Origin of the sequence: Nonomuraea wenchangensis (assembly GCF_900111685.1) — a bacterium.
Classification (GTDB): domain Bacteria; phylum Actinomycetota; class Actinomycetes; order Streptosporangiales; family Streptosporangiaceae; genus Nonomuraea; species Nonomuraea wenchangensis.
Window position 1 is genome coordinate 413,467 of record NZ_FOHX01000006.1, and the last position, 24,372, is coordinate 437,838.

Annotated in this window: 29 protein-coding genes; 16 read left to right on the plus strand and 13 right to left on the minus strand. The window is 72.2% G+C overall.

Annotated elements, in window-relative coordinates; genetic code table 11:
- The first annotated feature begins 85 nt into the window (after nt 1-85).
- From BMW85_RS20920 to BMW85_RS20950, 7 genes are all read left to right on the plus strand, one after another.
- The gene (locus BMW85_RS20920) at nt 86-388 is read left to right on the plus strand and encodes an urease subunit gamma (protein ID WP_091083747.1); all 303 of its coding nucleotides are present in this window, start codon (nt 86-88) and stop codon (nt 386-388) included.
- A complete protein-coding gene (locus tag BMW85_RS20925; protein WP_091083750.1) occupies nt 385-696 on the plus strand; it encodes an urease subunit beta in 312 nt (103 codons plus the stop codon). The genes BMW85_RS20920 and BMW85_RS20925 overlap by 4 nt, the downstream gene beginning before the upstream one ends.
- Nucleotides 689-2,398 (plus strand): urease subunit alpha, encoded by a 1,710-nt coding sequence (locus tag BMW85_RS20930; RefSeq protein WP_091083753.1) that lies wholly within the window; start codon nt 689-691, stop codon nt 2,396-2,398. The genes BMW85_RS20925 and BMW85_RS20930 overlap by 8 nt, the downstream gene beginning before the upstream one ends.
- A gap of 7 nt (nt 2,399-2,405) precedes the next feature.
- Complete coding sequence (locus tag BMW85_RS20935) at nt 2,406-3,104, plus strand: urease accessory protein UreF (RefSeq protein WP_091083755.1); 699 nt, start codon at nt 2,406-2,408, stop codon at nt 3,102-3,104.
- 15 nt (nt 3,105-3,119) lie between these two features.
- A complete protein-coding gene (ureG, locus tag BMW85_RS20940) occupies nt 3,120-3,794 on the plus strand; it encodes an urease accessory protein UreG (RefSeq protein ID WP_091083757.1) in 675 nt (224 codons plus the stop codon).
- An 89-nt stretch (nt 3,795-3,883) separates the two neighbouring features.
- On the plus strand, nt 3,884-4,624 hold the full coding sequence (locus BMW85_RS20945) for an urease accessory protein UreD (RefSeq protein WP_245774964.1): 741 nt from the start codon (nt 3,884-3,886) through the stop codon (nt 4,622-4,624).
- A gap of 4 nt (nt 4,625-4,628) precedes the next feature.
- Complete coding sequence (locus tag BMW85_RS20950) at nt 4,629-5,105, plus strand: hypothetical protein (RefSeq protein WP_143082351.1); 477 nt, start codon at nt 4,629-4,631, stop codon at nt 5,103-5,105.
- Here BMW85_RS20950 and era read toward each other — a convergent pair.
- The 8 genes from era to BMW85_RS20990 form a co-directional block, all read right to left on the minus strand.
- Complete coding sequence (era, locus tag BMW85_RS20955; RefSeq protein WP_177240792.1) at nt 5,096-6,004, minus strand: GTPase Era; 909 nt, start codon at nt 6,002-6,004, stop codon at nt 5,096-5,098. The genes BMW85_RS20950 and era overlap by 10 nt on opposite strands.
- 14 nt (nt 6,005-6,018) lie before the next feature.
- Nucleotides 6,019-6,498, minus strand: a complete 480-nt coding sequence (locus BMW85_RS20960) for an NUDIX domain-containing protein (RefSeq protein ID WP_091083764.1) — start codon at nt 6,496-6,498, stop codon at nt 6,019-6,021.
- A gap of 1 nt (nt 6,499) precedes the next feature.
- On the minus strand, nt 6,500-6,817 hold the full coding sequence (locus BMW85_RS20965; protein WP_177240793.1) for a cytidine deaminase-like protein: 318 nt from the start codon (nt 6,815-6,817) through the stop codon (nt 6,500-6,502).
- A 24-nt stretch (nt 6,818-6,841) separates the two neighbouring features.
- Nucleotides 6,842-7,498, minus strand: coding sequence for a hypothetical protein (locus BMW85_RS20970; protein ID WP_091083769.1), 657 nt, complete (start codon nt 7,496-7,498; stop codon nt 6,842-6,844).
- Nucleotides 7,499-7,796: 298 nt separating this feature from the next.
- On the minus strand, nt 7,797-9,125 hold the full coding sequence (locus BMW85_RS20975; protein ID WP_177240794.1) for a hemolysin family protein: 1,329 nt from the start codon (nt 9,123-9,125) through the stop codon (nt 7,797-7,799).
- Nucleotides 9,098-9,574: an rRNA maturation RNase YbeY gene (gene ybeY / locus BMW85_RS20980; protein ID WP_091083773.1), complete on the minus strand. Its 477-nt coding sequence runs from the start codon at nt 9,572-9,574 to the stop codon at nt 9,098-9,100. Before ybeY ends, BMW85_RS20975 begins: the two co-directional genes overlap by 28 nt.
- Nucleotides 9,571-10,611, minus strand: a complete 1,041-nt coding sequence (locus tag BMW85_RS20985; RefSeq protein WP_091083776.1) for a PhoH family protein — start codon at nt 10,609-10,611, stop codon at nt 9,571-9,573. Before BMW85_RS20985 ends, ybeY begins: the two co-directional genes overlap by 4 nt.
- Before the next feature lie 126 nt (nt 10,612-10,737).
- The gene (locus BMW85_RS20990; RefSeq protein ID WP_091083777.1) at nt 10,738-11,082 is read right to left on the minus strand and encodes a histidine triad nucleotide-binding protein; all 345 of its coding nucleotides are present in this window, start codon (nt 11,080-11,082) and stop codon (nt 10,738-10,740) included.
- Nucleotides 11,083-11,360: 278 nt separating this feature from the next.
- Between BMW85_RS20990 and BMW85_RS20995 the strand changes: the two genes are divergently transcribed.
- Both BMW85_RS20995 and BMW85_RS21000 read left to right on the plus strand, forming a co-directional pair.
- Complete coding sequence (locus BMW85_RS20995) at nt 11,361-11,873, plus strand: SigE family RNA polymerase sigma factor (protein ID WP_033408433.1); 513 nt, start codon at nt 11,361-11,363, stop codon at nt 11,871-11,873.
- A complete protein-coding gene (locus tag BMW85_RS21000) occupies nt 11,870-12,517 on the plus strand; it encodes a hypothetical protein (RefSeq protein WP_091083780.1) in 648 nt (215 codons plus the stop codon). Before BMW85_RS20995 ends, BMW85_RS21000 begins: the two co-directional genes overlap by 4 nt.
- A gap of 15 nt (nt 12,518-12,532) precedes the next feature.
- Here the strand turns inward: BMW85_RS21000 and BMW85_RS21005 are convergent, their stop codons facing one another.
- Genes BMW85_RS21005 through hrcA form a run of 3 tightly spaced genes read right to left on the minus strand, consistent with a single transcriptional unit; the run spans nt 12,533 to nt 15,424 of the window.
- Entirely contained in the window at nt 12,533-13,261 is a 729-nt protein-coding gene (locus BMW85_RS21005) for a 16S rRNA (uracil(1498)-N(3))-methyltransferase (RefSeq protein ID WP_091083781.1), read from the minus strand.
- A gap of 1 nt (nt 13,262) precedes the next feature.
- Nucleotides 13,263-14,399: a molecular chaperone DnaJ gene (gene dnaJ, locus BMW85_RS21010; RefSeq protein WP_091083784.1), complete on the minus strand. Its 1,137-nt coding sequence runs from the start codon at nt 14,397-14,399 to the stop codon at nt 13,263-13,265.
- Between the two features lie 11 nt (nt 14,400-14,410).
- Nucleotides 14,411-15,424 (minus strand): heat-inducible transcriptional repressor HrcA, encoded by a 1,014-nt coding sequence (gene hrcA / locus BMW85_RS21015; protein ID WP_091083786.1) that lies wholly within the window; start codon nt 15,422-15,424, stop codon nt 14,411-14,413.
- A 412-nt stretch (nt 15,425-15,836) separates the two neighbouring features.
- Between hrcA and BMW85_RS21020 the strand changes: the two genes are divergently transcribed.
- From BMW85_RS21020 to BMW85_RS21030, 3 genes are read left to right on the plus strand one after another with little or no spacing between them, the layout of a single operon-like run.
- On the plus strand, nt 15,837-16,370 hold the full coding sequence (locus tag BMW85_RS21020; RefSeq protein ID WP_091084122.1) for a hypothetical protein: 534 nt from the start codon (nt 15,837-15,839) through the stop codon (nt 16,368-16,370).
- A gap of 18 nt (nt 16,371-16,388) precedes the next feature.
- Nucleotides 16,389-17,204 (plus strand): DUF3097 domain-containing protein, encoded by an 816-nt coding sequence (locus BMW85_RS21025; protein ID WP_091083788.1) that lies wholly within the window; start codon nt 16,389-16,391, stop codon nt 17,202-17,204.
- Nucleotides 17,201-17,884 (plus strand): DUF4870 domain-containing protein, encoded by a 684-nt coding sequence (locus BMW85_RS21030; RefSeq protein ID WP_091083791.1) that lies wholly within the window; start codon nt 17,201-17,203, stop codon nt 17,882-17,884. Before BMW85_RS21025 ends, BMW85_RS21030 begins: the two co-directional genes overlap by 4 nt.
- Here the strand turns inward: BMW85_RS21030 and hemW are convergent.
- Nucleotides 17,881-19,101, minus strand: a complete 1,221-nt coding sequence (hemW, locus tag BMW85_RS21035; RefSeq protein ID WP_091083793.1) for a radical SAM family heme chaperone HemW — start codon at nt 19,099-19,101, stop codon at nt 17,881-17,883. The genes BMW85_RS21030 and hemW overlap by 4 nt on opposite strands.
- Nucleotides 19,102-19,226: 125 nt before the next feature.
- Here hemW and BMW85_RS21040 point away from each other — a divergent pair, with 125 nt between their 5' ends.
- Nucleotides 19,227-20,480, plus strand: a complete 1,254-nt coding sequence (locus BMW85_RS21040) for a glycoside hydrolase family 18 protein (protein WP_091083796.1) — start codon at nt 19,227-19,229, stop codon at nt 20,478-20,480.
- Between the two features lie 15 nt (nt 20,481-20,495).
- Here BMW85_RS21040 and BMW85_RS21045 read toward each other — a convergent pair whose 3' ends face one another.
- Complete coding sequence (locus BMW85_RS21045; RefSeq protein ID WP_091083797.1) at nt 20,496-21,170, minus strand: MOSC domain-containing protein; 675 nt, start codon at nt 21,168-21,170, stop codon at nt 20,496-20,498.
- 146 nt (nt 21,171-21,316) lie between these two features.
- On the opposite strand from BMW85_RS21045, the gene BMW85_RS21050 reads away from it, so the two are divergent.
- The 3 genes from BMW85_RS21050 to BMW85_RS21060 are packed head-to-tail and all read left to right on the plus strand — an operon-like array spanning nt 21,317 to nt 24,359.
- Nucleotides 21,317-22,273 carry a D-alanine--D-alanine ligase family protein gene (locus tag BMW85_RS21050; protein WP_091083800.1) on the plus strand — a complete coding sequence of 319 codons (957 nt, stop codon included), beginning with the start codon at nt 21,317-21,319 and terminating at the stop codon, nt 22,271-22,273.
- Nucleotides 22,270-23,652: a UDP-N-acetylmuramoyl-tripeptide--D-alanyl-D-alanine ligase gene (locus tag BMW85_RS21055; protein ID WP_091083801.1), complete on the plus strand. Its 1,383-nt coding sequence runs from the start codon at nt 22,270-22,272 to the stop codon at nt 23,650-23,652. Before BMW85_RS21050 ends, BMW85_RS21055 begins: the two co-directional genes overlap by 4 nt.
- A gap of 14 nt (nt 23,653-23,666) precedes the next feature.
- Complete coding sequence (locus BMW85_RS21060; RefSeq protein ID WP_091083804.1) at nt 23,667-24,359, plus strand: aspartate/glutamate racemase family protein; 693 nt, start codon at nt 23,667-23,669, stop codon at nt 24,357-24,359.
- The last annotated feature ends 13 nt before the right edge of the window (nt 24,360-24,372 follow it).

The window sequence follows — 24,372 nt, forward strand, 5'->3', positions numbered from 1 at the left end:
GTCATGTGTGCCTTCGCCGCAGGGCGAAACAGACACGACATCCCCCGGCAACGGCGGCGAAACCCCCGGTTCCTATGGTCCGGCCATGCGGCTTACCTCACACGAGCAGGAACGGCTGCTCATCCACGTCGCCGCCGGGGTCGCGCGCGAGCGGCAGGCCAGGGGCCTGCGGCTCAACCACCCCGAGGCCACCGCCGTCATCGCCTCGTTCCTCATGGAGGGCGCCAGGGACGGGCGCACCGTGGCCGAGCTCATGGAGGCCGGCCGCGCGGTGCTGAGCCGGGCCGACGTCATGGAAGGCGTGCCCGAGATGCTGGAGAGCGTACAGATCGAGGCCACGTTCCCCGACGGCACCAAGCTCGTGACCGTGCACAGGCCGATCCCGTGATCCCCGGCGAGTACGCCCACCCCGAGGGCTCCCACCCCCTCAACCCCGGGCGCGAACGGGTGACGCTGCGCGTGGTCAACACGGCCGACCGGCCGGTCCAGGTCGGCTCCCACTACCACTTCGCCGCCGTCAACCCGGGGCTGGAGTTCGACAGGAAGGCGGCGTGGGGGATGCGGCTGGACGTGCCCGCGGGCACCGCGATCAGGTTCGAGCCTGGCGTCGAGCGCGACGTCACGCTCGTGCCGCTGGCCGGCGCCCGGATCGTCCCGGGCCTGCGTCCCGAGTGGGCGGGGCCGCTCGATGGCTGACCTCTCGCGGGCCCGCTACGCCGCACTCTACGGCCCCACCACCGGCGACCGGATCCGGCTGGCCGACACCGACCTGTTCATCGAGGTCACCGAGGACCTGTCGATGGGGCCTGCGGGCGCCGGCGACGAGGCGGTGTTCGGCGGCGGCAAGGTCATCCGCGAGTCCATGGGGCAGTCCCGCGCCACCCGCGCCGAGGGCGCCATGGACCTGGTCATCACCGGCGCGGTCATCCTCGACCACTGGGGCGTGGTCAAGGCCGACGTCGGCATCCGCGACGGCCGGATCCACGGCCTCGGCAAGGCCGGCAACCCCGACACCATGGACGGCGTCGACCTCGTCATCGGCCCGTCCACCGAGATCCTGTCCGGCAACGGCAAGATCCTCACCGCCGGGGCCGTCGACTCGCACGTCCACCTGATCTGCCCGCAGCTCCTCGGCGAGGCCATCGGATCCGGCGTCACCACGATCGTCGGCGGCGGCACCGGCCCCGTGGACGGCACCAAGGCCACCACCGTGACCGGCACCTGGTATCTCGGCCGCATGCTGGAGTCGCTCGACTCCTACCCACTGAACTTCGCGCTGCTCGGCAAGGGCAACACCGTCAGCGCCGAGGGCCTGCTGGAGCAGGTGCGGGCCGGCGCCTCCGGCTTCAAGCTGCACGAGGACTGGGGCACCACCCCGGCCGCCATCGACGCCTGCCTGCGGGTGGCCGACGCGACCGGGGTGCAGGTGACGATCCACACCGACACCCTCAACGAGGCCGGCTTCGTCGAGTCGACGCTCGCCGCCATCGGCGACCGGATGATCCACGCCTACCACACCGAGGGCGCGGGCGGCGGCCACGCCCCCGACATCATCCGCGTCGCCGCCTACCCCAACGTACTGCCCTCCTCCACCAACCCCACCCGGCCGCACACCGTCAACACCCTCGACGAGCACCTCGACATGCTGATGGTCTGCCACCACCTCAACCCGTCGATCCCCGAGGACCTCGCCTTCGCCGAGTCGCGCATCCGGCCCACGACGATGGCCGCCGAGGACGTGCTGCACGACATGGGCGCGATCTCGATGATCGGCTCCGACTCGCAGGCCATGGGCCGCATCGGCGAGACGATCATCCGCACCTGGCAGACCGCGCACGTCATGAAGGCCCGCCGCGGTCCGCTCGGCGACGGCCCCGCGGACAACCTCCGGGCCCGCCGCTACGTCGCCAAATACACCATCTGCCCGGCCGTCGCCCACGGCCTGGACGGCGAGGTCGGCTCCGTCGAACGCGGCAAGCTCGCCGACCTCGTCCTGTGGGACCCGGCGTTCTTCGGCGTCAAGCCGGACCTCGTGCTGAAGGGCGGTGTGGTCGCCTGGGCGCAGATGGGCGACGCCAACGCCTCCATCCCGACGCCGCAGCCGGTGCTGCCGCGGCCCATGTTCGGCGCCTCGCCGGTCACCGCCGCGGCCACCTCGCTGCACTTCGTGGCGCCGACGGCGCTGGAGTCGGGGCTCGCCGACCGGCTCGACGTACGGCGGCGGCTCGCGCCGGTCGCCGACGTACGCCGCCGCGGCAAGGCCGCCATGCCGCTCAACGACGCCCTGCCCAGGATCGAGGTGGCGGCCGACACGTTCGAGGTGCGCGTCGACGGCGAGCTCATCGAGCCCGCCCCGGCCGTCAGCCTGCCCATGGCCCAGCGCTACTTCCTGTTCTGATGACGTCATGCTGAGCCCGGGTCTGCTGCTGCTCGCCGACTCCCGCCTGCCGGCCGGCGGCCACGCGCACTCCGGCGGCGCCGAGCGGGTCATCGCGGCGGGGGCGGTGCACGACGTGCCGTCCCTGGAGCGGTTCCTGCGGGGCCGCCTGCACACGGCGGGCGTGCCGGCCGCCGCCCTCGCCGCGGCCGCCCGTGCCGCCGCCGTGGACGAGAGTCCCGGGTGGGAGCTGCTGGACGAGGAGGCCGACGCCCGCACCGCCTCACCCGCCCAGCGGGCGGCGTCCCGTACGCAGGGGCGACTCCTGCTCCGGGTCGCCCGCCGGGTGTGGCCGGCCGAGGCTCTGGAGGAGCTGGCGCGGCGGACGCCGAGCCCGCACCACCCGGTCGCGCTCGGCGTGGCCGCGTACGCCGCCGGGGCCACGGCCGGGGAGGCGGCGCTGGCGGCGGCGTACCACGCGGTCAGCGGCCCGGCCACGGCGGCGGTCCGGCTGCTCGGCCTGGACCCGGTCGCCGTGCACGCCCTGCTCGCCGCACTCGGCCCCGACCTCGCGGCGGTGGCCGAACGCGCACACCCGCCCGGCCCGCACCCGCCCGGCTCCCGTCCGCCCGGCTCCTGGGCGGAGCTGCCCGCGTGCTCGGCCCCGGCCCTGGACCTGCTGGCCGAGCAGCACGCCAGGGCCGAGGTCCGGCTGTTCGTCTCCTAGGAAGGACCCTCACCCATGGGTGCTCGTCACGACGACCATCACCACGCTCCCGACGGCCACGGCCGTGCGCTGCGCCTCGGCGTGGGCGGCCCCGTGGGCAGCGGCAAGACGGCCCTGGTGGCCGCGCTGTGCCGTACGCTCGGGCCCGACCTTTCGCTGGGCGTGGTGACCAACGACATCTACACCACCGAGGACGCCGACTTCCTGCGCCGCGCGGGCGTGCTCGACCCCGAGCGCATCCTCGCCGTCGAGACCGGCTGCTGCCCGCACACCGCCATCCGCGACGACATCGCGGCCAACCTCGACGCGGTCGAGACGCTGGAGGACCGGTTCGGGCCGCTCGACCTGGTCATCGTGGAGAGCGGCGGCGACAACCTCACGGCCACGTTCAGCCGCGGGCTCGCCGACCGGCAGATCTTCGTCCTGGACGTGTCGGGCGGCGACAAGGTGCCGCGCAAGGGCGGGCCCGGCGTCACCACCGCCGACCTGCTGGTGATCAACAAGACGGACCTGGCGCCGATGGTGGGCGCCGACCTCGGCGTGATGGACCGCGACGCGGCCGCCGTACGCGGCGAGCGCCCGGTCCTGTTCACCTCGATCCGCGAGCAGCCGTCGGCGGGCGCGGTCGCGAGCTGGGTCAGCGACCAGGTGACCGCCTGGTCCCACACCCACGCGACCCCGGCATCCTGATGCCCGACCAGCCCAGTCGTGGGGCCGGGATGCGGGCCCTAATGCCCGACCAGCCCGGTCGTGGGGGCGGGATGCGGGCGGGGGCGGCTGTGGGAACGGCGGCCGGCCCCGACGGGCGGACCGTGCTGCGGCGGCTGGCCTCGGCGCCGCCGTTGACGCTGCGCCAGACCGGCCCGCACACCGTGCACCTGGTCTCGACGGCGGCCGGGCCGCTCGGCGGTGACCGTCTGTCGCTGGACCTGGACGTCGCTCCCCGGACCACGCTGGAGCTGGCGTCGGTGGCGAGCACGCTGGTCCTGCCCGGCAGGGGCGAGTCGGAGCTGCTGGTCACCGCCCGGGTCGGCGCGGGCGCGCGGCTCCGCTTCGTCCCCGAGCCGACGGTGCTCGCCGCCGGCTGCGCGCACCGGCTGATCGTCCGCCTGGAGCTGGAGCCGGAGGCGAGCGTGCTGTGGCGCGAGGAGATCGTGCTCGGCCGGTACGGCGAGCGGCCCGGCCGCTGCCGCACCCGCTTCGACGCCACCCTCGCCGGCCGCCCGCTGCTGCGGCAGGAGCTCACGCTCGGCGATCCCGATCTCGACGCCTCCCCGGCGGTGCTGGGCGGGGCGCGCTGCCTCGGCACCACGTTCCTCACCGCCACGGCGAAGGAGCCGCTGGTGTCCGACGGGCTCGCGGTGCTGCCGCTGGCGGCGTCCGGCACGGTGGTGTCGGCCCTCGCCGCGGACGCGGTGGAGCTGCGCTCCCTCCTGGAACGCGGGGAGCGGGCGGTGTCCGGAGACGGTGACGACACTGTCGCAGGCCGTGGCCGTGGCGCCCGGCCCGGCGTACGCTGATCGTGTGGCCGAAGACCTGCAGCTCGTCCGCCGCCCCGGCCGTGGCTACCCGCTCGCCGTGACCGCCGTCGCGGCGCTCCTGGTGTTCTGTGCGATCCTGCCCTGGGCCGGCGTCGAGGCCAGGATCGGTGTGCTCGGCGCCGGGCTCTCGGGCGACGTGCGCGGCATCGACGACGGGCTCGGCGTCTATGCTCTGCTGGCCGGGCTGGCGGCGCTCGCCTGCGGGCTCGCCGGGCTGCTGGCGCATCCGCGCCTCGCCGCCCTGGCCGTGCTGCCCGGCGGGCTGGCCGTGGCCGCCACTCTGATGTTCCAGCTGCAGGGGGGCGGCTGGCGGGACCGTGTCTCGGTGGATCTCGGCCTGCTGTCTGTCACGCCGGTGATCAGGGCCGGCTGGTTCGCCACGCTGGCCTGCGCGCTCGCGCTCGTCGTGCTCGGGGTCCTGGCGCTGGTCAGGAGGGCCAGGCCCGGCGCTCAGTCGTAGAAGCCGAGGCGGCGCAGCTGCTTGGGGTCGCGCTGCCAGTCCTTGGCCACGCTGATGCGCAGGTCGAGGTAGACGCGGGTGCCGAGCAGCGCCTCGATCTGCTTGCGGGCGTTGGTGCCCACCTCGCGCAGCCGCTCGCCCTTGTGCCCGATGACGATGGCCTTCTGCGAGGGCCGTTCGACGAACATGTGGGCGTAGATGTCGAGCAGGTCGTCACGCCCTTCGCGGGGCAGCATCTCGTCGACGACCACGGCGATGGAGTGCGGCAGCTCGTCGCGTACGCCCTCCAGCGCCGCCTCCCTGATCAGCTCGCCGACCAGCACCTGCTCGGGCTCGTCGGTGAGGGTGCCGTCCTCGTAGAGCGGCGGCGACTCCGGCAGGTGCTGGATCAGCACGTCGCCGACGACGTCGAGCTGCTCGCCGGACTGCGCGGAGACCGGCACCACGTCGGCGAACTCCGCGATCTGCGACACCGCGAGCAGCTGCTCGGCGATCTGCTCGCGCGAGGCCAGGTCGCACTTGGTGACCACGGCCACCACCGGCGTCTTCTTCACCGCCGACAGCTTGTCGGCGATGAACCGGTCGCCCTTGCCGATCGGCTCGTTGGCCGGCACGCAGAAGCCGATCACGTCCACCTCGGTCAGCGTGGACAGCACCAGGCTGTCCAGCCGCTCGCCGAGCAGGGTGCGCGGGCGGTGCAGGCCGGGGGTGTCCACGATGACGAGCTGGGCGTCGGGGCGGTGCACGATGCCTCTGATGGCGCGCCTGGTGGTCTGCGGCTTGGAGGAGGTGATCGCCACCTTCGAGCCGACCAGGGCGTTCATCAGCGTGGACTTGCCGACGTTCGGCCTGCCCACGAAGCAGGCGAATCCGGCGCGATGGCTGTCTGGCGAGGTCACCTCTGCATTCTGTCCTATCGGCGGGCGTGTTCACGCCACCAGGCGAACGCCTCGGGCGCCACCAGCGGCATCCAGTCGGTGGTGTGGAGGCCGGCCAGCTCCTCCTCCCCCACCCACCGGCAATCGGTGATCTCGTCGCCGTCGGGCTCGGGGTCGCCGGAGACGATCACGCAGGCGTAGCCGGCGTTGACGTAGCCGACCTGGTGGCCGTTGGGGTAGTGGACCCGGAACTCCGGGCCGCCGTAGACGCCGATCAGGCCGCGTACCTCGATCTCGATGCCGAGCTCCTCGCGCAGCTCGCGCACCACGGCGTCCTGGGGGCGCTCGTCGGGGTCGATGCCGCCGCCGGGCGCCGCCCACACGCCCACGTCGCCGTGCCTGGCCACCAGCAGCCGCCCCGCCCCGTCGAAGACGAACCCGGACGCCGAGGGCAGCATGAGCAGCTCGCCGCCCACCTTCTCGCGCAGCCTGGCGAGGAACGGGGACATCGGCATGTCAGCTCCGCAGCGTGCCGTCGGGGCCGGCCACGAGCAGCGACGGCACACCCAGCTCCGCGGCCACGGCCCGGTCGCCGTCGCCCGGCTCGCCCTCGCTCACCACCGCGACCGCCTCCAGGGAGCGCGCGCCGCTGGAGATGGCCATGGCCACCGCCACCTGCACGGCCGAGAGCGAGAGCGCGGCCAGCTTGACGTCGGTCGCCGAGTAGGTGCGCCCGGTCTCGTCGCGCACCGCGGCGCCCTCGGCCGAGCCGTTGCGCGCCCGCGCCGCCCGCGCCAAGGTAATGATCTTGCTGTCTTCAGGATCGAGAGTCACGCGCTCCAGATTAGGCGTCCCGGATCAGGCTCCGGCCATCGCCATGGCCGCGTCGACCACCTGCCTGGTGCGTGCCGGGTCCACGTCGTTCATGCCCGTGTGCACCACCGACACGAGCGTGTCGCCGACCCGGGAGAAGACCACGTCCAGCGCGTACGGATATCCGTGCAGCCGCCCCTGCAGCCGCGCGCCGACCGCCTCGTCCCCGGCGGCCTCCGGCGGCAGCTCGCTCAGCCACAGGTCGGTCCCCGACGAGGTGCGCACCTCCCGGCACTCCCTGCGGGCCCGGTCCAGCTCGTCGAGGTGCGCCCCGGCCTCCCCGCCGGCGTACCTGGCCAGACCGACCCCGGCCTGCTCCCCCAGCCCGTCGCCCTGGTAGCTGACCGCCGCCTGAGCGGTGAGCGCCTGGCCGGGCGCTTGCCCGCCGGCCGGTTCGAGCAGCGCGCGGCAACTGCGCTGCGCCGGGCCGAACGGCATCCGCCACGCCTGGTCGGGCCTGGCCGTGAACCCGTCGGGCAGGCTCGGCTCCTTGCTGAGCGCCTCGCGCAGTTGCGCCATGGCGCGCGGGTCGATGAAGCTCTCCCCGCCACCGCCGCCGCAGCCGGCCAGCGCGCACATGAGCACTCCGGTGAGCGCTCCGGCGAGCAGGGCCGCGGCGGCGGTCCTCCGTCTTCGTCTCATGATTCCCCCCAGCGCGGAAAATGCCCTGGGGGCTCAATGGGGGATCTCGGCGACACGCAAAAAGGGTGTCCTCATCCGGTCTAGCCGGACGAGAACACCCTTTACGCCGATCAGCGTCTCAGCCGGCCGCCCGGCCGGGACGCTGTCGTCCCCCCTGGAGTCGTCCTCCCGCCGCGAACCCCACCCGGCGTTCGGACGCCTCCCCCTTTACACCCACCGCACTGGATGTCGTGATTCACAGAGTGCCCGACGGTGCTTGCAGAAAACTTGTAGATCGCTTGCGTGCGGCCCTTCCGCCCTATTCCTGCCCGGCGTTCGCCGCGACCGACTCCTCGTCCTCCTCGGGGGGAGCCACCCGGCGTACGACGACGGTGCTGATGCGGTTGCGCCGGCCGGCCAGCGTCTCGGCGGTCAGCGACAGGCCGGCCACCTCCGCGTGGGAGCCCGCGATGGGCACCCGGCCGAGCGCGTGGGCCAGCAGGCCGCCGACGGTCTCCACGTCGTCGACCTCGATCTCGGTGTCGAACAGCTCGGCCAGCTCGTCGACCGGCATCCGGGCGGTGACCCGCAGGGAGCCGTCGGGGACCCGCTCGACCCGGGGGGCCTCCTGGTCGTACTCGTCGGTGATCTCGCCGACGATCTCCTCCAGGACGTCCTCGATGGTGACCAGGCCGGCGGTGCCGCCGTACTCGTCGATGACGATGGCGATGTGGATCTGCCGGGCCTGCATCTCGCGCATGAGCTGGTCGATGGGCTTGCTCTCCGGGACGTACGCGGCCGGCCGCATGATCGTCTCGACCGGCTCCTTGCCGCCGCCCTCGCCCGACTCCTGGATCTTGCGGGCGATGTCCTTGAGATAGGCGATGCCGACGACGTCGTCCTCGTTCTCGCCCGCGACCGGGATGCGGGAGAAGCCGCTGCGCAGCGCCAGCGACAGCGCCTGGCTGATCGTCTTGCCGCGCTCGATGTAGACCATGTCGGTGCGCGGCACCATGACCTCGCGCACCAGCGTGTCGCCCAGCTCGAACACCGAGTGGATCATCTCGCGCTCGTCCGGCTCGATCACCCGGCGCTCCTCGGCCAGGTCGACCAGGTCACGCAGCTCGGCCTCCGAGGTGAACGGGCCGTCGCGGAACCCTTTGCCGGGCGTGAGCGCGTTGCCGAGCAGGATGAGCAGCTTGGGCAGCGGGCCGAAGATGCGGGTGAGCCCGTAGACGACCGGCGCACTGGCCAGCGCGACCGGCTCGGCGTGCTGGCGGCCCAGTGTGCGGGGCATGACCCCGACCACCACGTAGCTGATCACGATCATCACGACCGCGGCCCAGACGTACGCCCAGCCCTGGTCCTCCATGACGTCGATGAACAGCAGGGTGGCGATGACCGTGGCCACCAGCTCGCAGCTCAGCCGGAGCAGCAGCAGCAGGTTGAGATAGCGTGGCGGGTCGGTCACGATGGCCTGCAGCCGCCGCGCCCCCCGCCGGCCGTCGCGGACGAACTCCTCGGCCCTCACGCGGGAGATGCGCGTCAGCGCGGTCTCCGCACTGGCGATCAGGCCACCGATGATCACGAGCGCGACGGCCAGGAGCAACCAGGGCACGTTCACCGCGAGTCGCGCACCTCCTGCCATGACTCCAGGAGCTGGGCCTGGAGCCCGAACATCTCCTTGTGCTCCTCCGGCTCGGCGTGGTCGTAGCCGAGCAGGTGGAGGATGCCGTGCGTGCACAGCAGCTCGAGCTCGTCGGCGGTGGCGTGGCCGGCCTCCTCGGCCTGCCGGGCGGCCACCTGCGGGCAGAGCACGACGTCGCCGAGGAGCGCCGGGTCGGCCGGGCTGTCGGAGTCGCCGCGCGCGCCGCCGCCGGGACGCAGCTCGTCCATCGGGAAGGCGAGCACGTCGGTGGGGCCCGGCTCGCCCATCCACTTCTCGTGCAGCTCGGCCATGGCGTCCTCGTCGATGACGACGATGGACAGCTCGGCGAGCGGGTTGATGCCCATCTCGCCGAGCACGTGCGTGGCCAGCGCGACCAGGCTCTCCTCGTCGACGCCGACGCCGGACTCGTTGTTGATCTCGATGCTCACGGCCGGCGCTTCCCTCGCTGCTGGATGGCCTTGGGCTCCTGAGCCGCCTGCGTCGCGTCGTAGCGTCCGTAGGCGTCGACGATCTCGCTCACCAGCTTGTGGCGGACGACGTCGGCGCTGGACAGGCGGGCGAAGTGGATGTCGGGGATCCCGTCGAGGATCTCCTGGACCACCCGCAGCCCGCTGACCGTGCCCGTGGGCAGGTCGACCTGCGTGACGTCACCCGTCACCACGATCTTGGAGTTGAACCCCAGCCGGGTGAGGAACATCTTCATCTGCTCGGCCGAGGAGTTTTGTGCCTCGTCGAGGATGATGAAGGCGTCGTTGAGCGTCCGGCCGCGCATGTAGGCGAGCGGCGCGACCTCGATCGTCCCCGCGGCCATCAGCTTGGGGATGGAGTCGGGGTCGACCATGTCGTGCAGCGCGTCGTAGAGCGGGCGCAGGTAGGGGTCGATCTTCTCGTAGAGCGTGCCGGGCAGGAAGCCGAGCCGCTCGCCGGCCTCGACCGCCGGGCGGGTCAGGATGATGCGGTTGACCCGCTTCTCCTGCAGCGCCCGGACCGCCTTGGCCATGGCGAGGTAGGTCTTGCCGGTGCCGGCGGGGCCGATGCCGAAGACCACCGTGTGCTTGTCGATCGCGTCGACGTAGCGCTTCTGGTTGACGGTCTTGGGCCTGATCGTGCGGCCACGCGAGGACAGGATGTCGAGCGACAGCACCTCGGCGGGGCGGTCGGAGGTCATGCGCAGCATCGCGATGCTGCGCTCGACCGCGTCGGGGGTGAGCTCGCCGCCGCTGCGGAGCACCTCGACGAGCTCTTCGAAGAGGCGTACGACGACGCCGCTCTCGTCCGGGCTGCCGGTGACGGTGATCTCGTTGCCCCGTACGTGGATGTCGGCCTTGAAAGCGCCCTCGATGACACGAAGCAGCTCGTCGCGGGAGCCGAGGAGGCTGACCATCGGGTATTCGTCCGGAATCAGCACCTTGGCTTGAGTGCGCGAGGGAGGTGCCGTGCGTCGGGATTCATGTAGTTCGGACATGGGCAGGCCAGCGGCCTGATGCCTCCCGGTCTCTTTCGGAGTTCTTCTCCGCCCATCGTATCCGGGGCCAGGCGGTTTGCTCGCGTCAATATCACCGCACCGGCCCCTCGCACCACCACAACGGGTCTAACCGGGCGGCCAGGTGAGGTCTCGGCCGCCCAGGACATGGGCGTGCGTGTGGAAGACGGTCTGCCCGGCGGCGGGTCCGGTGTTGAAGACGACGCGGTAGCCGCGCTCGGCCACCTGGTCGAGCACGGCCACGGCGTGCGCGGCCTTCAGCACCTCGTCGGTCAGGCCGTCGTCGGCCTCGGCGAGCGCCGCCGCGTCCGCGTGGTGCTCCTTGGGGATCACCAGGACGTGGGTCGGCGCCTTGGGGTCGATGTCGCGGAACGCCAATGTCCTGCCGGTTTCGTGGACGATCTCGGCGGGAATCTCCTTGGCGACGATTTTGCAGAAGAGGCAGTCCTTCACAGCAGCACCATACCGACCCGCCTCCCGTTGGCCGGTCCGTTGCGAATCGGTAATCGGCGGTGTCGTGCGCGGGAAGATCAACGCGGTTAGGGTGGGTGTGCGAGACTTCAACAAAACAGACGATTCAGGGTCGGGCGAGCGCCACCTGGCGAGGACACGACTGGGTAATGCACCCTAAGGAACCGGGGAAACCTCAAGAACCGGAAGAGCGTAAACCCACTGGGAAGGCCGCGCGTCCCACTGATGTGACCACCGAAACCCTTCTGGCCGACAGGTCGATGGGGGCGGTGCCGGTCGAGTGGGATGCCGACATGGCCGTTACCGCGCTCTACAGCGCGCACTTTCGGTCATTGGTGCGTCTCGCTGTGTTGCTGGTGCGCGACATCGCGACCGCCGAGGAGGTCGTGCAGGACGCGTTCGTCGCCATTCACGGCGCCTGGCGCAGGCTGCGCGACCCCGACAAAGCACTCGCCTACCTCCGTCAGTCCGTCGTCAACCGCTCGCGTTCGGTGCTGCGCCACCGCGCCGTCGTCGAGAAATACGCTCCCAAGGGCCTGCCCGACGCGCCGAGCGCCGAGAACGGCGCGATCGGCGAGCTGGAACGGTCCGCCGTCATCGAGGCGTTACGAGCCCTCCCGACCCGGCAGAGAGAAGCACTGGTTCTGCGGTATTACGGTGATCTGTCCGAAGCTGAGATCGCTCACGCGATGGGCATCAGCAAGGGCGCGGTCAAGAGCCACACCGCCCGTGGCATGGCCGCGTTGCGATCCGTCCTGGAGAAAATGTCATGACCCTTCGCCCCGACGAGCACGGCGACCTCCTACGCCGTGCGCTCCGCGCGGAGGCGGACGCGGTCGTGCCCTCACCGGAGGGTCTGGAGATCATCCGTGCCAGGATCGAGCGGCGCGGCGTACGCAACCTGTTCTGGTGGCGGGCCGGCGCGGCCGCGGCCAGCGCCGTCCTGGTGGCGGGCACGATCGTCATGGTGGTGCCCGAGCTGCGGTCCAAGGTGATCAACGAGAGCCCGATCACGGTCGTCGATCAGGAGACCACGGGCAGGGTGCCGTCCAACTCCTCCACCACCCGCTCCCAGCAGCCGCCCCCGCCTCCGCCCAGCCACGACAACCCGGTCGTCGTGCCGCCCGAGCCCACCACCGAGGCGCCGAGCAGGCCGCCCAGGACCGCCGGGTCCACGAGCCGGCCGACGCCGACCCCGCGTACGGAGACCACCACCTGCCCGCCCGTGGCCGCGACCCCGGCCGATCCGCGCGACGACTGCCCGACAGCGTCGCCGTCGCCGGCTCCCACGGAGGCCGACCCCGCCCTTCAGCCCTCGACGTGCCCCACCGAGCAGTGCCCGGCCGACAGCATCAGCGAGAGCCCGGCCGAGATCGCCACCCCGCTCATCGAGACCGGCGGCGGCACCACCCCCTGACCTCCCACCGGCGGCTCACCACCGGCCCGTGCGCGTGAGCAGCACGGCCGCCGCCGCCACCCCAGCCGTGGACGTGCGCAGCACCGTCGGCCCGAGCAGCACCGGCACCGCCCCCGCGGCGCTGAACCGGTCGAGCTCCTCCCCCGAGACGCCGCCCTCAGGACCGACGACCATCACGATGTCGCCCTCGGCCGGCAGCGCCACCCGCGACAGCGGCTCGGCCGCCTCCTCGTGCAGCACCAGCCCCAGCGCCGCCCCGGACAGCAGCTCCGCCACCCGCGCGGTGGTGGCCGGCTCGCTCACCTCGGGCAGGTGGAAGCGGCGGGACTGCTTGCCCGCCTCGCGCGCGGTCGTACGCCAGCGGCCGAGCCCCTTGGCGACCTTGTCGCCCTTCCACTGGGCGATGCTGCGCGAGGCCGACCAGGGGACGATGACGTCCACCCCGGCCTCGGTCATCATCTCGACGGCCAGCTCGCCCCTGTCGCCCTTGGGCAGCCCCTGCACGACGGTCAGCCGCGGCCTCGGGGCCGGCACCTCGTAGCGGCGCAGCACGTCCAGCCCGAGCGCGTCCTTGGACGCCTCGCGCACCACGCACTCGGCGACCCGGCCGGCGCCGTCGGTCAGATCGACCCGCTCGCCGGCCCGCAGACGGCGCACGGAGGCGGCGTGGCGCCCCTCGGGGCCGTCGAGCGTCAGCTCCGGACCGTCGCCCAGCTCGCGGGCGATGAACACCGGAACGCTCACGTCACCTGCCGTTGAACGCGTCGCGCAGGCGCGAGAAGAAGCCCTGCTGCCCCGGCGCGAACTTGCCCGGCGGGCGCTCCTCGCCCCGCAGCCTGGCCAGCTCGCGCAGCAGGTCCTCCTGCTGGGTGTCGAGCTTCGAGGGGGTCTCGACGTTGACGTGGATGAGCAGGTCGCCCCGGCCGGACTCGTTGAGGCGCTGCACGCCCCGCCCGAACATGGTGATGACCTGGCCTGACTGGGTGCCGGGCCGGACGTCGACCTCCTCGGTGCCGTCGAGCGTCTCGACCGCGAGCACCGTGCCGAGCGCGGCGGCCGTCATCGGGAGCTGGACGGTGCAGTGGAGGTCGTCGCCGCGCCGTTCGAAGATCTCGTGGGCCCGCTCGACGATCTCCAGGAACAGGTCTCCGGGCGGGCCGCCGCCGGGGCCGACCTCGCCCTCGCCGGCGAGCTGGATGTGGGTGCCGTCCTCGACGCCCGCCGGGATGCGGACCTTGATGGTGCGGCGGGTGCGCACCCGGCCGTCGCCCGAGCACTCCTGGCAGGGGTGGCGGATGATGGTGCCGAAACCGCCGCACTGCGGGCACGGCCGCGAGGTCATGACCTGGCCCAGGAACGAGCGGGTCACCTGGGAGATCTCGCCGCGCCCGTTGCACATGTCGCAGGTGTCGGGGTGGGTGCCGGGCGAGGCGCCGGCGCCGTGGCAGACCTCGCACACCACGGCGGTGTCGACGACCAGCTCACGGGTGGTGCCGAACGCCGTCTCGCGCAGGTCGAGCTCGACCCGGATGGTGGCGTTGCGACCACGCCGGGCGCGCGAACGCGGGCCACGGGCGCCCGCGGCGGTGCCGAAGAAGGCGTCCATGATGTCGCTGAACGGGAAGCCCGCGCCGAAGCCCGCGGCGCCCGCTCCCGCGCCGGCGAAGGAGGAGTCGCCCCCCAGGTCGTACATCTGGCGCTTGTTCGGGTCGGACAGCACCTCGTAGGCCTGCGTGATCTCTTTGAACCGCTCCTGGGTGTCAGGATCGGGGTTCACGTCGGGGTGCAACTCGCGGGCGAGCCGGCGGTATGCCTTCTTGATCTCGTCCTGACTCGCGTCACGCCGCACCCCGAGGGTGGCGTAGTAGTCGCTGTTTGCCACTTATCGACCTCTTATGATGCAGCCAGGATCTGGCTGACGTAGCGAGCCACCGCGCGCACGGCGCCCATCGTCACGGGATAGTCCATCCTGGTGGGACCCAGCACACCGAGCCGGGCCAGTTGGTTGTCGCCAAGACCGTATCCGGTTGCGACCACGGATGTGCCCTGGAGGTAGGGGTTTTCCGAGCCGATCCGTACGGTGAGCGCGGACGGGGTGTCGGGCGAGGTCTCGCCGAGCAGCCGCATGAGCACGACCTGCTCCTCCAGCGCCTCCAGCACGTCGCGCAGGCCGATGGAGAAGTCGGCTCCGGCGAGGTTGGCCGCGCCCGCGAAAACGATCTTCTCGTCGTACCGCTCCACCAGGGTTTCCAGCAGCACGGACAGGATCGTGGCGGCGGCCGGGCGGTCCTCCACGGGCAGCCGTTCCGGCAGGTCGGCGACCAGCTCGGGAACGCTGCTGAGCTGGCAGCCGTCGAGGCCGGAGTTGAGCACCGCGCGCAGGTGCGCGATGCGGGTGTCCTCCAGCGCCTCGGGCAGCTCGACGACGCGCTGCTCGACGCGGCCGGTGTTGGTGATGAGCACCAGCATGACGCGGCGCTCGCTCAGTGGCACCAGCTCGACGTGCCGGACGGTCGAACGGGTGAGCGTGGGGTATTGGACGACGGCCACCTGCCGGGTGAGCTGCGCGAGCAGCCGCACCGTGCGCATGACCACGTCGTCCAGGTCCACGGCGCCTGCCAGGAACGTCTCGATCGCCCGGCGTTCGGCGCCCGACAGCGGCTTGATCTGCGAGAGCCGGTCCACGAACAGGCGGTAGCCCTTGTCCGTGGGCACCCGCCCCGCACTCGTGTGCGGCTGGGTGATGTAGCCCTCCTCCTCCAGCGCGGCCATGTCGTTCCTGACCGTCGCAGGGGAGACCTTCAGATTGTGGCGCTCGGCCAGCGCCTTGGAGCCCACCGGTTCGTTGGTGGACACGTAGTCCTCGACAATGGCGCGGAGCACCGCCAGCTTCCGTTCGTCGAGCACGTGCTCACCTCCTGCCTCTGCCCGTAGGGAAAACGCGGTGTCTAGCACTCTGTGTTCCCGAGTGCCAAGTGTACGGCTCCCGCCCACAGGGTGCGATGACACCGGCTCCCATCCTCTTGCTAGCGTCTTACAAGCGACAGCCTTCACACTTGCGGACATGTCGGACGAAGCACAGCCCCCGTACGGGCCACCGCCCGGACAGGGTCCGTACCACCATCAGCCATTCCCGCCTCAGCCCGGATACGGCCCGCAACCCGGCTCCCAGCCGGGATACGGGCAGCAGCCCGGATACGGTGGTCAGCCGGGTTACGGCGCACCTCCGCAGCCTTACGGTCCGCCGCCTCAGTACGGACAATACGGCCAACAACCACAGTTCCCACCACGAATCGATTCCAAAGCCATCAAACCCAGCTTGTGGTGGGTCGGCGGCGCCTGGATCGTGGCCGTGCTCTGCGGCGTCCTCGGCGTCGTGCTCTTCGTGAACGGCGTCGCCGGCGGCGTGAGCGACCTCGCGCCCACCAAGACGTTCGCCTCGGGCGAGAGTGTCACCGTCGCCGTGGACCCGGCCGACAAGCCCGCCGTCTACGTCTCGGCCGACACGCCGGTCAACTACTCGTGCCAGATCGCCGGCGGCGGAGGAAAGGCCAAGCTGGCCAAGACCAGCGGCTCGCAGACCGTCACGGTCAACGGCGTCGTGTGGGAGCAGATCCTCGTGGTCAACGCCCCCGCCAAGGGCGACTACCAGCTCACCTGCAGCAACGAGGAGTCGGCCACCGTCAAGTACGGCGTCGGCAAGCCGCTGTCGTCCGCCGCGGGCGGGGTGGTCGGCGGGGTCGTCGCGCTGCTCGCCGTCCCCGGCGCGGGCATCCTGCTCGCGATCATCGTCACCATCGTGGTCCTGGTGCGCCGCTCCTCCGCGCGCAAGCGCCTTGCGGCAGCCGGGTGATTTGCTACGGTCCCCCCTGTGTACGACGGTGATGTTCTGGCGGGTAACTGGCGGCGGCCCGGCAAGGGCAAGATTCCGAAGGTGCCCGCCGAGCCGGATCTCGTCGTGGAGGACGCCGACAGCGGCTTCTGCGGCGCCGTGGTGGCCTGCGACAAGGAGGCCGTCACGCTGGAGGACCGGTTCGGCAGGCGGCGGCTGTTCCCGCTGGCGCCGGCCGCGTTCCTCCTGGAGGGCAGGCCGGTGACCCTGGTGCGCCCCGCGCCGGCCGCCGCCCCCGCCGGCCCGCGGCGCAGCGCGTCGGGCTCCATCGCCGTCGAGGGGCTGCGGGCCCGCGTGGCCAGGGAGAGCCGCATCTACGTCGAGGGCGTGCACGACGCCGCGCTCGTGGAGAAGATCTGGGGCCACGACCTGCGGGTCGAAGGGGTCGTGGTCGAATACCTCGAAGGCGTGGACCACCTGCCGGACATCGTCGCCGAGTTCGGCCCCGAGCCGGGGCGGCGCCTCGGGGTCCTCGTGGACCACCTCGTCCCCGGCTCCAAGGAGAGCCGCATCGCCGCCGAGATCACCTCGCCGGACGTGCTCGTGGTGGGGCATCCGTTCGTCGACATCTGGCAGGCGGTCAAGCCGTCCGTGCTGCGCATCCCCGCCTGGCCCGAGGTGCCGCGCGGGGTGCCGTGGAAGGAGGGCGTGATCGCCGCGCTGGGCTGGCGCGTGGAGCCGGCCGACGCCTGGCGGCGCATCCTCGGCGCCGTCTCGACCTTTACCGACCTGGAGCCGGAGCTGCTCGGCCGGGTCGAGGAACTGATCGACTTCGTAACGGAGACATCATCATGAGCCAGGATCCCCACGCCTCGCCGCCCGACGACGACGCGACCCGGTACGTCCCGCCGTCGGCCGTGCCCCCAAGCCAGAGCGGCCCCCAGCAGCCGGGCTACGGCTACGGTCAGCAGCCGCCCTCCCAGCCGGCCTACGGCTACGGCCAGCAGCCCCCCTATGGGTATGGGCAGCAGCCGCCTTCCCAGCCCGCCTACGGGTACGGTCAGCAACCCGGCTCGCAGCCCGGCTACGGCCAGCAGCCTGGCTATGGCTACGGGCAGCAGCCCGGCTACGGCTACCAGCAGCAGCCCCCGCCCGGTTACGGCTACGCGCAGCCGCCCGGCCAGCCGTACGTGCCGGGCATGTACGGCCCCCGCCCCGGCAGCGACGACAGCACGATGGCGATGCTGGCGCACCTCCTCGGCCTGCTCGCCTCCTGGATCGGCCCGCTGATCATCTACCTGGTCAAGCGCGACCAGTCCCCCTACGTCCGCGACCAGGCGGCGGAGGCGCTGAACTTCCAGATCACGATGTTCATCGGCTACGTGGTGGCGGCCGTCCTGTCGGTGGTGTTCATCGGCGTCCTGCTGCTGCCGGTGATCTGGGTGCTGTCACTGATCTTCCACGTCCAGGCGGCCATCGCCACGAACAAGGGCCAGCGGTACCGCTATCCGCTCTCCATCCGGATGATCACCTAGACCAGCAGGTCACGTACGAGGGCGTCGGCCAGCAGCCGCCCCCTCAGCGTGAGCACCATCAACCCGGCCTTGAACGGCTCGGGCTCCAGCAGCCCTCGCGCCAGCGCGCCCGCCACCACCGGGCGCGCCCCCGGCGCCACGTCGGCGAGCGGGTAGCCGGTGACCAGGCGCAGCTCCAGCATGAGGCGTTCGGCGACGCGGTCGCCCGCGTCCAGCACCTCGCGGGAGTGGGCGGGCGAGACGCCGGCGGCCAGGCGCTGGGCGTAGGCGGCGGGGTGCTTGACGTTCCACCAGCGGGTGCCGCCCACGTGGCTGTGCGCGCCGGGCCCGGCGGCCCACCAGTCGCCGCCGGTCCAGTAGAGCAGGTTGTGCCGGCAGCGGGCCTCCTCGGAGACCGCCCAGTTGGACACCTCGTACCAGTGGAAGCCCGCCTCGGCCAGCAGCTCGTCGGCGATGAGGTAGCGGTCGGCGGCCACGTCGTCGTCGGGCAGGGGCAGCTCGCCGCGGCGGATGCGGGCGGCGAGCCTGGTGCCCTCCTCGACGATGAGCGAATAGGCCGACACGTGGTCGGGCCCGGCCTCGATCGCGGCGGCCAGTGAGGCCCGCCAGTCGTCGTCGGACTCGCCCGGCGTGCTGTAGATGAGGTCGAGGTTGACGTGCTCGAACCCGGCCTCCCTGGCCTCGCGTACGGCCGCCGCCGGACGTCCCGGCGTGTGCTTGCGGTCGAGCACGCGCAGCACGTGCTCGCGGGCGCTCTGCATGCCGAAGCTGATGCGGTTGAACCCGCCGTGGCGCAGTTTCTCCAGCGAGGAGGGATCGACGGACTCGGGGTTGGCCTCCGTGGTGACCTCGGCCCCTGGCCGCAGCCCGAACTCGGAGTCGATCGCCGCGAGGATCCGCGCGAGGTCCTCGGGCGGCAGCAGCGTGGGGGTGCCCCCGCCGAAGAACACGGTGTCCACCGGCAGCTCGCGCTCGCCCAGGACGCGCCGGGCGAGGCGCACCTCCTCCACGACCGTGTCGGCGTAGTCGCGCTGGGAGGCGCCCGGGCCGAGCTCGGCGGCGGTGTAGGTGTTGAAGTCGCAGTAGCCGCAGCGGGTCACGCAGAACGGCACGTGGACGTAGAAGCCGAACGGCCGCTCGCCGAGGCCGCTCAGGGCGCTGTCGGGCAGCTCGCCCGTGGTGGGCGCGGGGTCGCCGTCGGGCAGGGTGGATGGCACCCTTCCAGTCTGCCGGTCGTCAGGGGGTGGTCCCGCCTGCGGGATCGTTGACGCCCTCGTGCGCGGGCTCTACCATCACGTCAACTTATAGGAAAGTTTCTTATAAGTGCCACAGGAGTCGCCCGGTGAAGAAGAAGACCCTGATCATGCTCTCCCTCTTACTGGGCCTCACGGCGGTCTCCGTGCCCGCCGAGGCCCAGACCCGCAGCGGCTTCAAGCGGGTCGCGTACTTCATCCAATGGGGTGTCTACGGCCGCGACTACCACGTCAGGGACGTGGACGTCAGCGGCGCCGCCGCCAAGCTCACCCACCTCAACTACGCGTTCGGCTTCGTCGACGCCGGGGGCTCCTGCTACTCGGCCGACCCGTGGGCGGACTGGCAGCGTCCGGTGCCGGCCGAGCAGAGCGTGGACGGCGTGGCCGACGCGCCCGGCCAGGCGCTCAACGGCAACCTCAACCAGCTCCGCAAGCTCAAGGCCAAGCACCCCGGGCTCAAGGTGCTGATCTCACTCGGCGGCTGGACCGGCTCCAAGTACTTCTCCGACGCCGTGCTCACCCCCGACTCGCGCGCCAAGCTGGCCCGGTCCTGCGTCGACCTGTGGCTGCGCGGCAACCTGCCGGGGCTGGAGCCCGGCGCGGGCGCGGGCGTCTTCGACGGCATCGACCTCGACTGGGAGTGGCCCGGCTCGGCCGGGGCCGAGGGGAACGTCATCAGGCCCGAGGACAAGCGCAACTTCACGCTGTTCGTCGAGGAGCTGCGCGCGCAGCTCGACGCGTACGCCCGCGGCGCCGAGCTCAGCGCCTTCCTGCCGGCCGCCGCCGCCAAGATCGACGCCGGGTACGAGGTGCGCCGCGTCTTCAAGCAGCTCGACTTCGCCACCGTCCAGGGCTACGACCTGCACGGCACCTGGGAGCCGCAGACCGGCCACAACGGCAACCTCCTCACCGACCGCCGCGACCCGAACCCCGTGAAGTACAGCGTCGACCAGACCGTGCGCGACTACCTCTCGCGGGGCGCGCCCGCCCGCAAGCTCGTGATCGGCGTGCCCGCCTACGGCCAGGGCTGGACCGGCGTGACCGGCGGCGGCGACGGCCTCTACAAGCCCGCCACCGGCCCCGCGCCCGGCAAGTGGGCCGCCGGCAACGAGGACTACAAGGACCTGGTGAACAAGCCCGGCAAGCGCTACCGGGACCTGCTGACCGGGGCGATGTGGCTGTACGACGGCATCGAGTTCTGGTCGTACGACGATCCGGCGGTGCTGGTGCAGAAGGCGGCGTACATCCGGCTCAAGGGGCTGGGCGGCTCGATGATGTGGTCCATCGACCAGGACGACTCCCGCGCCTCCCTGACGTCGGCGTTGTACTCGGTCCTCCGCTGACACCCGGAGGGGGACTCAGCCGGCCGGAGCCGCCGCGGGCTCGTCCTGCCCGGCGCTCCGGACCGGCTCCCCCAGGGATCTCGCCGCCAGTTCGTCCCAGTGCGGGTCGTGGCCCGGCACCGTCAGCATGCGGCGCAGCGCGTCCCCGTCCCCGTGGCGGGCCCGGAACCAGTCGGACACCGTCACCCCGTGCCCGGGCCGTGCGACGATCCGCACCTCGTCCCCCGCCCCCACGTCCCCGGTCTCGACCACCCGCAGGTAGGCCCCCGGCCGTCCCGCCTCGGTGAACCGCCTGACCCACCCCGGCTCGTCCAACCAGTTGCGGAACACCACGCACGGCACCCGGGGCCTGGTCACCTCCAGCAGCACGCCGCCGATCCGCCACCGCTCGCCGAGGACGGCGCCGTTGACGTCGAGCCCGGCCGTGGTGAGGTTCTCGGCGAAAAGCCCGTCGCGCAGCTCCCGCCCGAGCCGTTCCTGCCACCAGTCGTAGTCCTCCCTGGCGTAGGCGTAGACCGCCTGGTCGGAGGAGCCGTGGTGCTCACGGTCGGCGCGCTCGTCGCCGGCCAGCCCGCCGAGGTGCACCGGGACGCGGTGCCCGGCCGGCTGCTTGTCGATCGCGGTCCGTCCCAGCCTCCCCGCCCATTCAGCCGTCACCGCGACGCCGACATTTACCGAGATGATGCGCATTCCTGAACGTTAGCCGAGCATCCTCCCGCGGGGCACCCCTCCCGGCGGCGACCGTGACACGACGATGACACGGCGCTGACGGAGCGCGGACATGATCAGCCGACAGTGGTGGGGCCGTACCCCCGCTTGAGGAAGGTTGATCGATCATGGCCGGACGCGTACGCGTGGCGGTGCTGGCGGGCGGCCCGTCCGCCGAGCACGAGGTGTCCCTGCAGTCGGCGCAGGCCGTGCTCGGCGCGCTGCCGAGAGATCTGTACGAGCCCGTCCCCGTCATCATCGACCGCCAGGGCAGATGGCCGGTCGAGCTGCGACGCGACCTGGTGGACGTGGTCTTCCCCGTGCTGCACGGCCCGTTCGGCGAGGACGGCGTGGTCCAGGGTCACCTGGAGACGCTGGGCATCCCGTACGTGGGCTGCGGCGTCCTGGCCTCGGCCGTGGCCATGAACAAGGTCGCGATGCGGCGCGCGTTCCTGGCCGAGGACATCCCGGTCACCCCGCACGTGTGGTTCACCGCGCACGAATGGCGCACCGCCGCCGACCACGGGGAGCTGGTGAAGACGCTCGACTGGCCGATGTACGTCAAGCCGGCCGGCCTCGGCTCCTCCATCGGCATCTCCCGCGTCACCACCATGGAGGAGCTGCGCGCGGGCGTGGAGCTGGCCCTGACCTACGACCGGACGGTCGTCGTCGAGCAGGGCGTGACCGCGCGCGAGCTGATCTGCGGCGTGCTCGGCGGCCACGACAGGCCGGACGTCTCGGTGCCCGGCGAGCTCATCGTGCCCGGCGACTGGCTCGACTACGAGGCCAAATACCTCAGCCAGGCCGAGATCGCCACCATCCCCGCCGTCCTCCACGAACGGGTCGCCGGGGAGGTACGCGAGCTGGCCCTGCGCGCCTTCCGGGCGATCGGCGGCTACGGCCTGGCCCGGGTCGACTTCCTCCACGAGGAGGACACGGGACGCCTGTACGTGCTGGAGATCAACACCATGCCCGGCTTCACCTCCCGGTCCGTCTACGCCAGGGCCTGGGCCGCGAGCGGCGTCACGTACCCGGACCTGCTGCGCCGCCTCATCGACCTCGCGTTCGTGAGGAGCGGCTCGTGATCCCGATGACGCTGGACGAGATCGCGCGGGCCTGCGGCGCGCGCCCGTACGACGTACCCGACCTTGAGGCGCTGGTGACGGCGCCCGCGACGGTCGACTCCCGCGAGGTGACGCCCGGCGGCCTGTTCGCCGCGACGGCCGGGGCCCGCGCCGACGGTCACGACCACGCGGCCGCCGCCGTCTCGGCCGGGGCCGTCGCCGTGCTGGCCGCGCGGCCCGTCGGCGTGCCCGCCCTCGTGGTGGACGACGTCCAGCTCGCGCTCGGCCTGCTGGCCAGGCAGCTGCTCCGGCGGATCAGCCCGACCGTGATCGGCCTGACCGGCTCCGTGGGCAAGACCACCACCAAGGACCTGCTGGCCCAGGTGCTCGAACGGCACGCGGCCACGGTCGCCACCGACAGGTCGTACAACAACGAGCTCGGGCTGCCGCTCACCGTGCTGCGCGCCGACGCCGACACCCGACACCTGGTGCTGGAGATGGGCGCGAGCAGGAAGGGCGACCTGACGTACCTGACCGGGATCGCGCCGCCCCGGGTCGGGCTGGTGCTCAACGTCGGCACCGCGCACCTGGAACGGATGGGGACCGGGCGGGCCGACGTGGCCGCGGCGAAGGGCGAGCTGGTCGAGGCGCTGCCCGCGGACGGGCATGCGCTGCTCAACGCCGACGACCCGTACGTCCTGGGCATGGCCGGCCGTACCCAGGCCAGGATCCTGCTGTACGGCAGGTCGCGGCGGGCGCGGGTGCGCGCCGAGGACGTGCGGATGGACGATCGGGCGCGGACGGCGTTCGAGCTGGTGACGCCCTCCGGCCGCGCCCCGGTCGAGCTCGGCCTCATAGGCGAGCACCAGGTGAGCAACGCCCTGGCCGCAGCCGCCGTCGCCACCACGCTCGGCCTGGACGCCGCCGAGATCGCGGACGGGCTCAACGCCGCTCGGCGGCGCTCCGCAGGCCGGCTGCAGATCACCGAACGACCAGACGGCATCACCGTCGTCGACGACGCCTACAACGCCAACCCCGAATCCATGCGGGCCGGGCTGCGGGCGGCCAAGGCCCTGGCCGGCGTCCGCCGCACCGTCGCCGTGCTCGGCGGGATGGGGCAGCAGGCGGACGCCTCCCGCGCCCGGCACGCGGAGGTGGGCCGGCTCGTCGCCCGCCTCCGCTTCGACGTGCTGATCACGGTCGGCGCGGGCGATCCGCTCGCCATGGCGGAGGCGGCCCGGACCTCGGACCGGGGCGTGGCCGTCCACACCGTCGAGGACGTGGCAGGGGCCGTCGAGCTGGCCACCGCCCTTCTCGAACCGGGCGACGTCGTGTTCGTCAAGGCCTCCAGCGAGTACGGGCTCGGCGCCTGCGCCAGAGCCCTCGCCACCATCAGCTAGCGAAACGGAGTTCCATGCGCGCCATCGGCCTCATCGGCGGGTTGAGCTGGGAGTCGACGGTGATCTACTACCAGATCATCAACCAGCGGGTACGCGAGCGGCTCGGCGGCAGCCATTCCGCCGACAGCCTCATCTGGTCCGTCGACTACACGACCGTCGAGGACCTCATCTTCGCCGACCGCTGGGACGAGGTGAGCGCGCTGCTGGCCGACGCCGGCAGGAAACTGCAGAGCCTCGGCGCCGGCGTCCTGCTCGTCTGCAGCAACACCTTCAGCCGGGTGAGCGACGACGTGGCGCGCGCCGCGAGCGTGCCCGTGCTGCACATCGCCGACGCCGTGGGCGCCGCGGTCCGCGACAGGGGGATGCGCAGGGTCGGCCTGCTGGGCACCCGCTTCACCATGGAGCAGCCCTTCTACCGGGACCGGCTGGCCGCCCACGGCTTCGACGTGCTCGTCCCGGGGCGGGAGCAGCGGGAGCTGGTCCATCGCGTGATCTTCGACGAGCTGGTGCGCGGGGTGCTCCGGGAGTCGTCCAGGGACGCGTTCGCCCGGATCATCGCCGGCCTCGCCGCCCGCGGAGCGGAGGGTGTCATCCTCGGCTGCACGGAGATCGAGCTCCTGATCAGCGAGAAGGACACCCCGGTTCCGCTGCTGCCGAGCGCGCGGCTGCACGCGGAGGCCGCGGCCGGCTTCGCCCTGAGCGGCTGACACGCCGGCGCGG

Coding starts and splice junctions, on each gene's coding strand:
- BMW85_RS20920 (WP_091083747.1), top strand. CDS start 86: ATGCGGCTTACCTCACACGAGCAGGAACGGCTGCTCATCCACGTCGCC.
- BMW85_RS20930 (WP_091083753.1), top strand. CDS start 689: ATGGCTGACCTCTCGCGGGCCCGCTACGCCGCACTCTACGGCCCCACC.
- BMW85_RS20935 (WP_091083755.1), top strand. CDS start 2,406: ATGCTGAGCCCGGGTCTGCTGCTGCTCGCCGACTCCCGCCTGCCGGCC.
- ureG (WP_091083757.1), top strand. CDS start 3,120: ATGGGTGCTCGTCACGACGACCATCACCACGCTCCCGACGGCCACGGC.
- BMW85_RS20960 (WP_091083764.1), bottom strand. CDS start 6,498: ATGCCGATGTCCCCGTTCCTCGCCAGGCTGCGCGAGAAGGTGGGCGGC.
- BMW85_RS20970 (WP_091083769.1), bottom strand. CDS start 7,498: ATGAGACGAAGACGGAGGACCGCCGCCGCGGCCCTGCTCGCCGGAGCG.
- BMW85_RS20975 (WP_177240794.1), bottom strand. CDS start 9,125: ATGGCAGGAGGTGCGCGACTCGCGGTGAACGTGCCCTGGTTGCTCCTG.
- BMW85_RS20985 (WP_091083776.1), bottom strand. CDS start 10,611: ATGTCCGAACTACATGAATCCCGACGCACGGCACCTCCCTCGCGCACT.
- BMW85_RS20995 (WP_033408433.1), top strand. CDS start 11,361: ATGGGGGCGGTGCCGGTCGAGTGGGATGCCGACATGGCCGTTACCGCG.
- BMW85_RS21000 (WP_091083780.1), top strand. CDS start 11,870: ATGACCCTTCGCCCCGACGAGCACGGCGACCTCCTACGCCGTGCGCTC.
- BMW85_RS21030 (WP_091083791.1), top strand. CDS start 17,201: ATGAGCCAGGATCCCCACGCCTCGCCGCCCGACGACGACGCGACCCGG.
- BMW85_RS21045 (WP_091083797.1), bottom strand. CDS start 21,170: ATGCGCATCATCTCGGTAAATGTCGGCGTCGCGGTGACGGCTGAATGG.
- BMW85_RS21050 (WP_091083800.1), top strand. CDS start 21,317: ATGGCCGGACGCGTACGCGTGGCGGTGCTGGCGGGCGGCCCGTCCGCC.
- BMW85_RS21060 (WP_091083804.1), top strand. CDS start 23,667: ATGCGCGCCATCGGCCTCATCGGCGGGTTGAGCTGGGAGTCGACGGTG.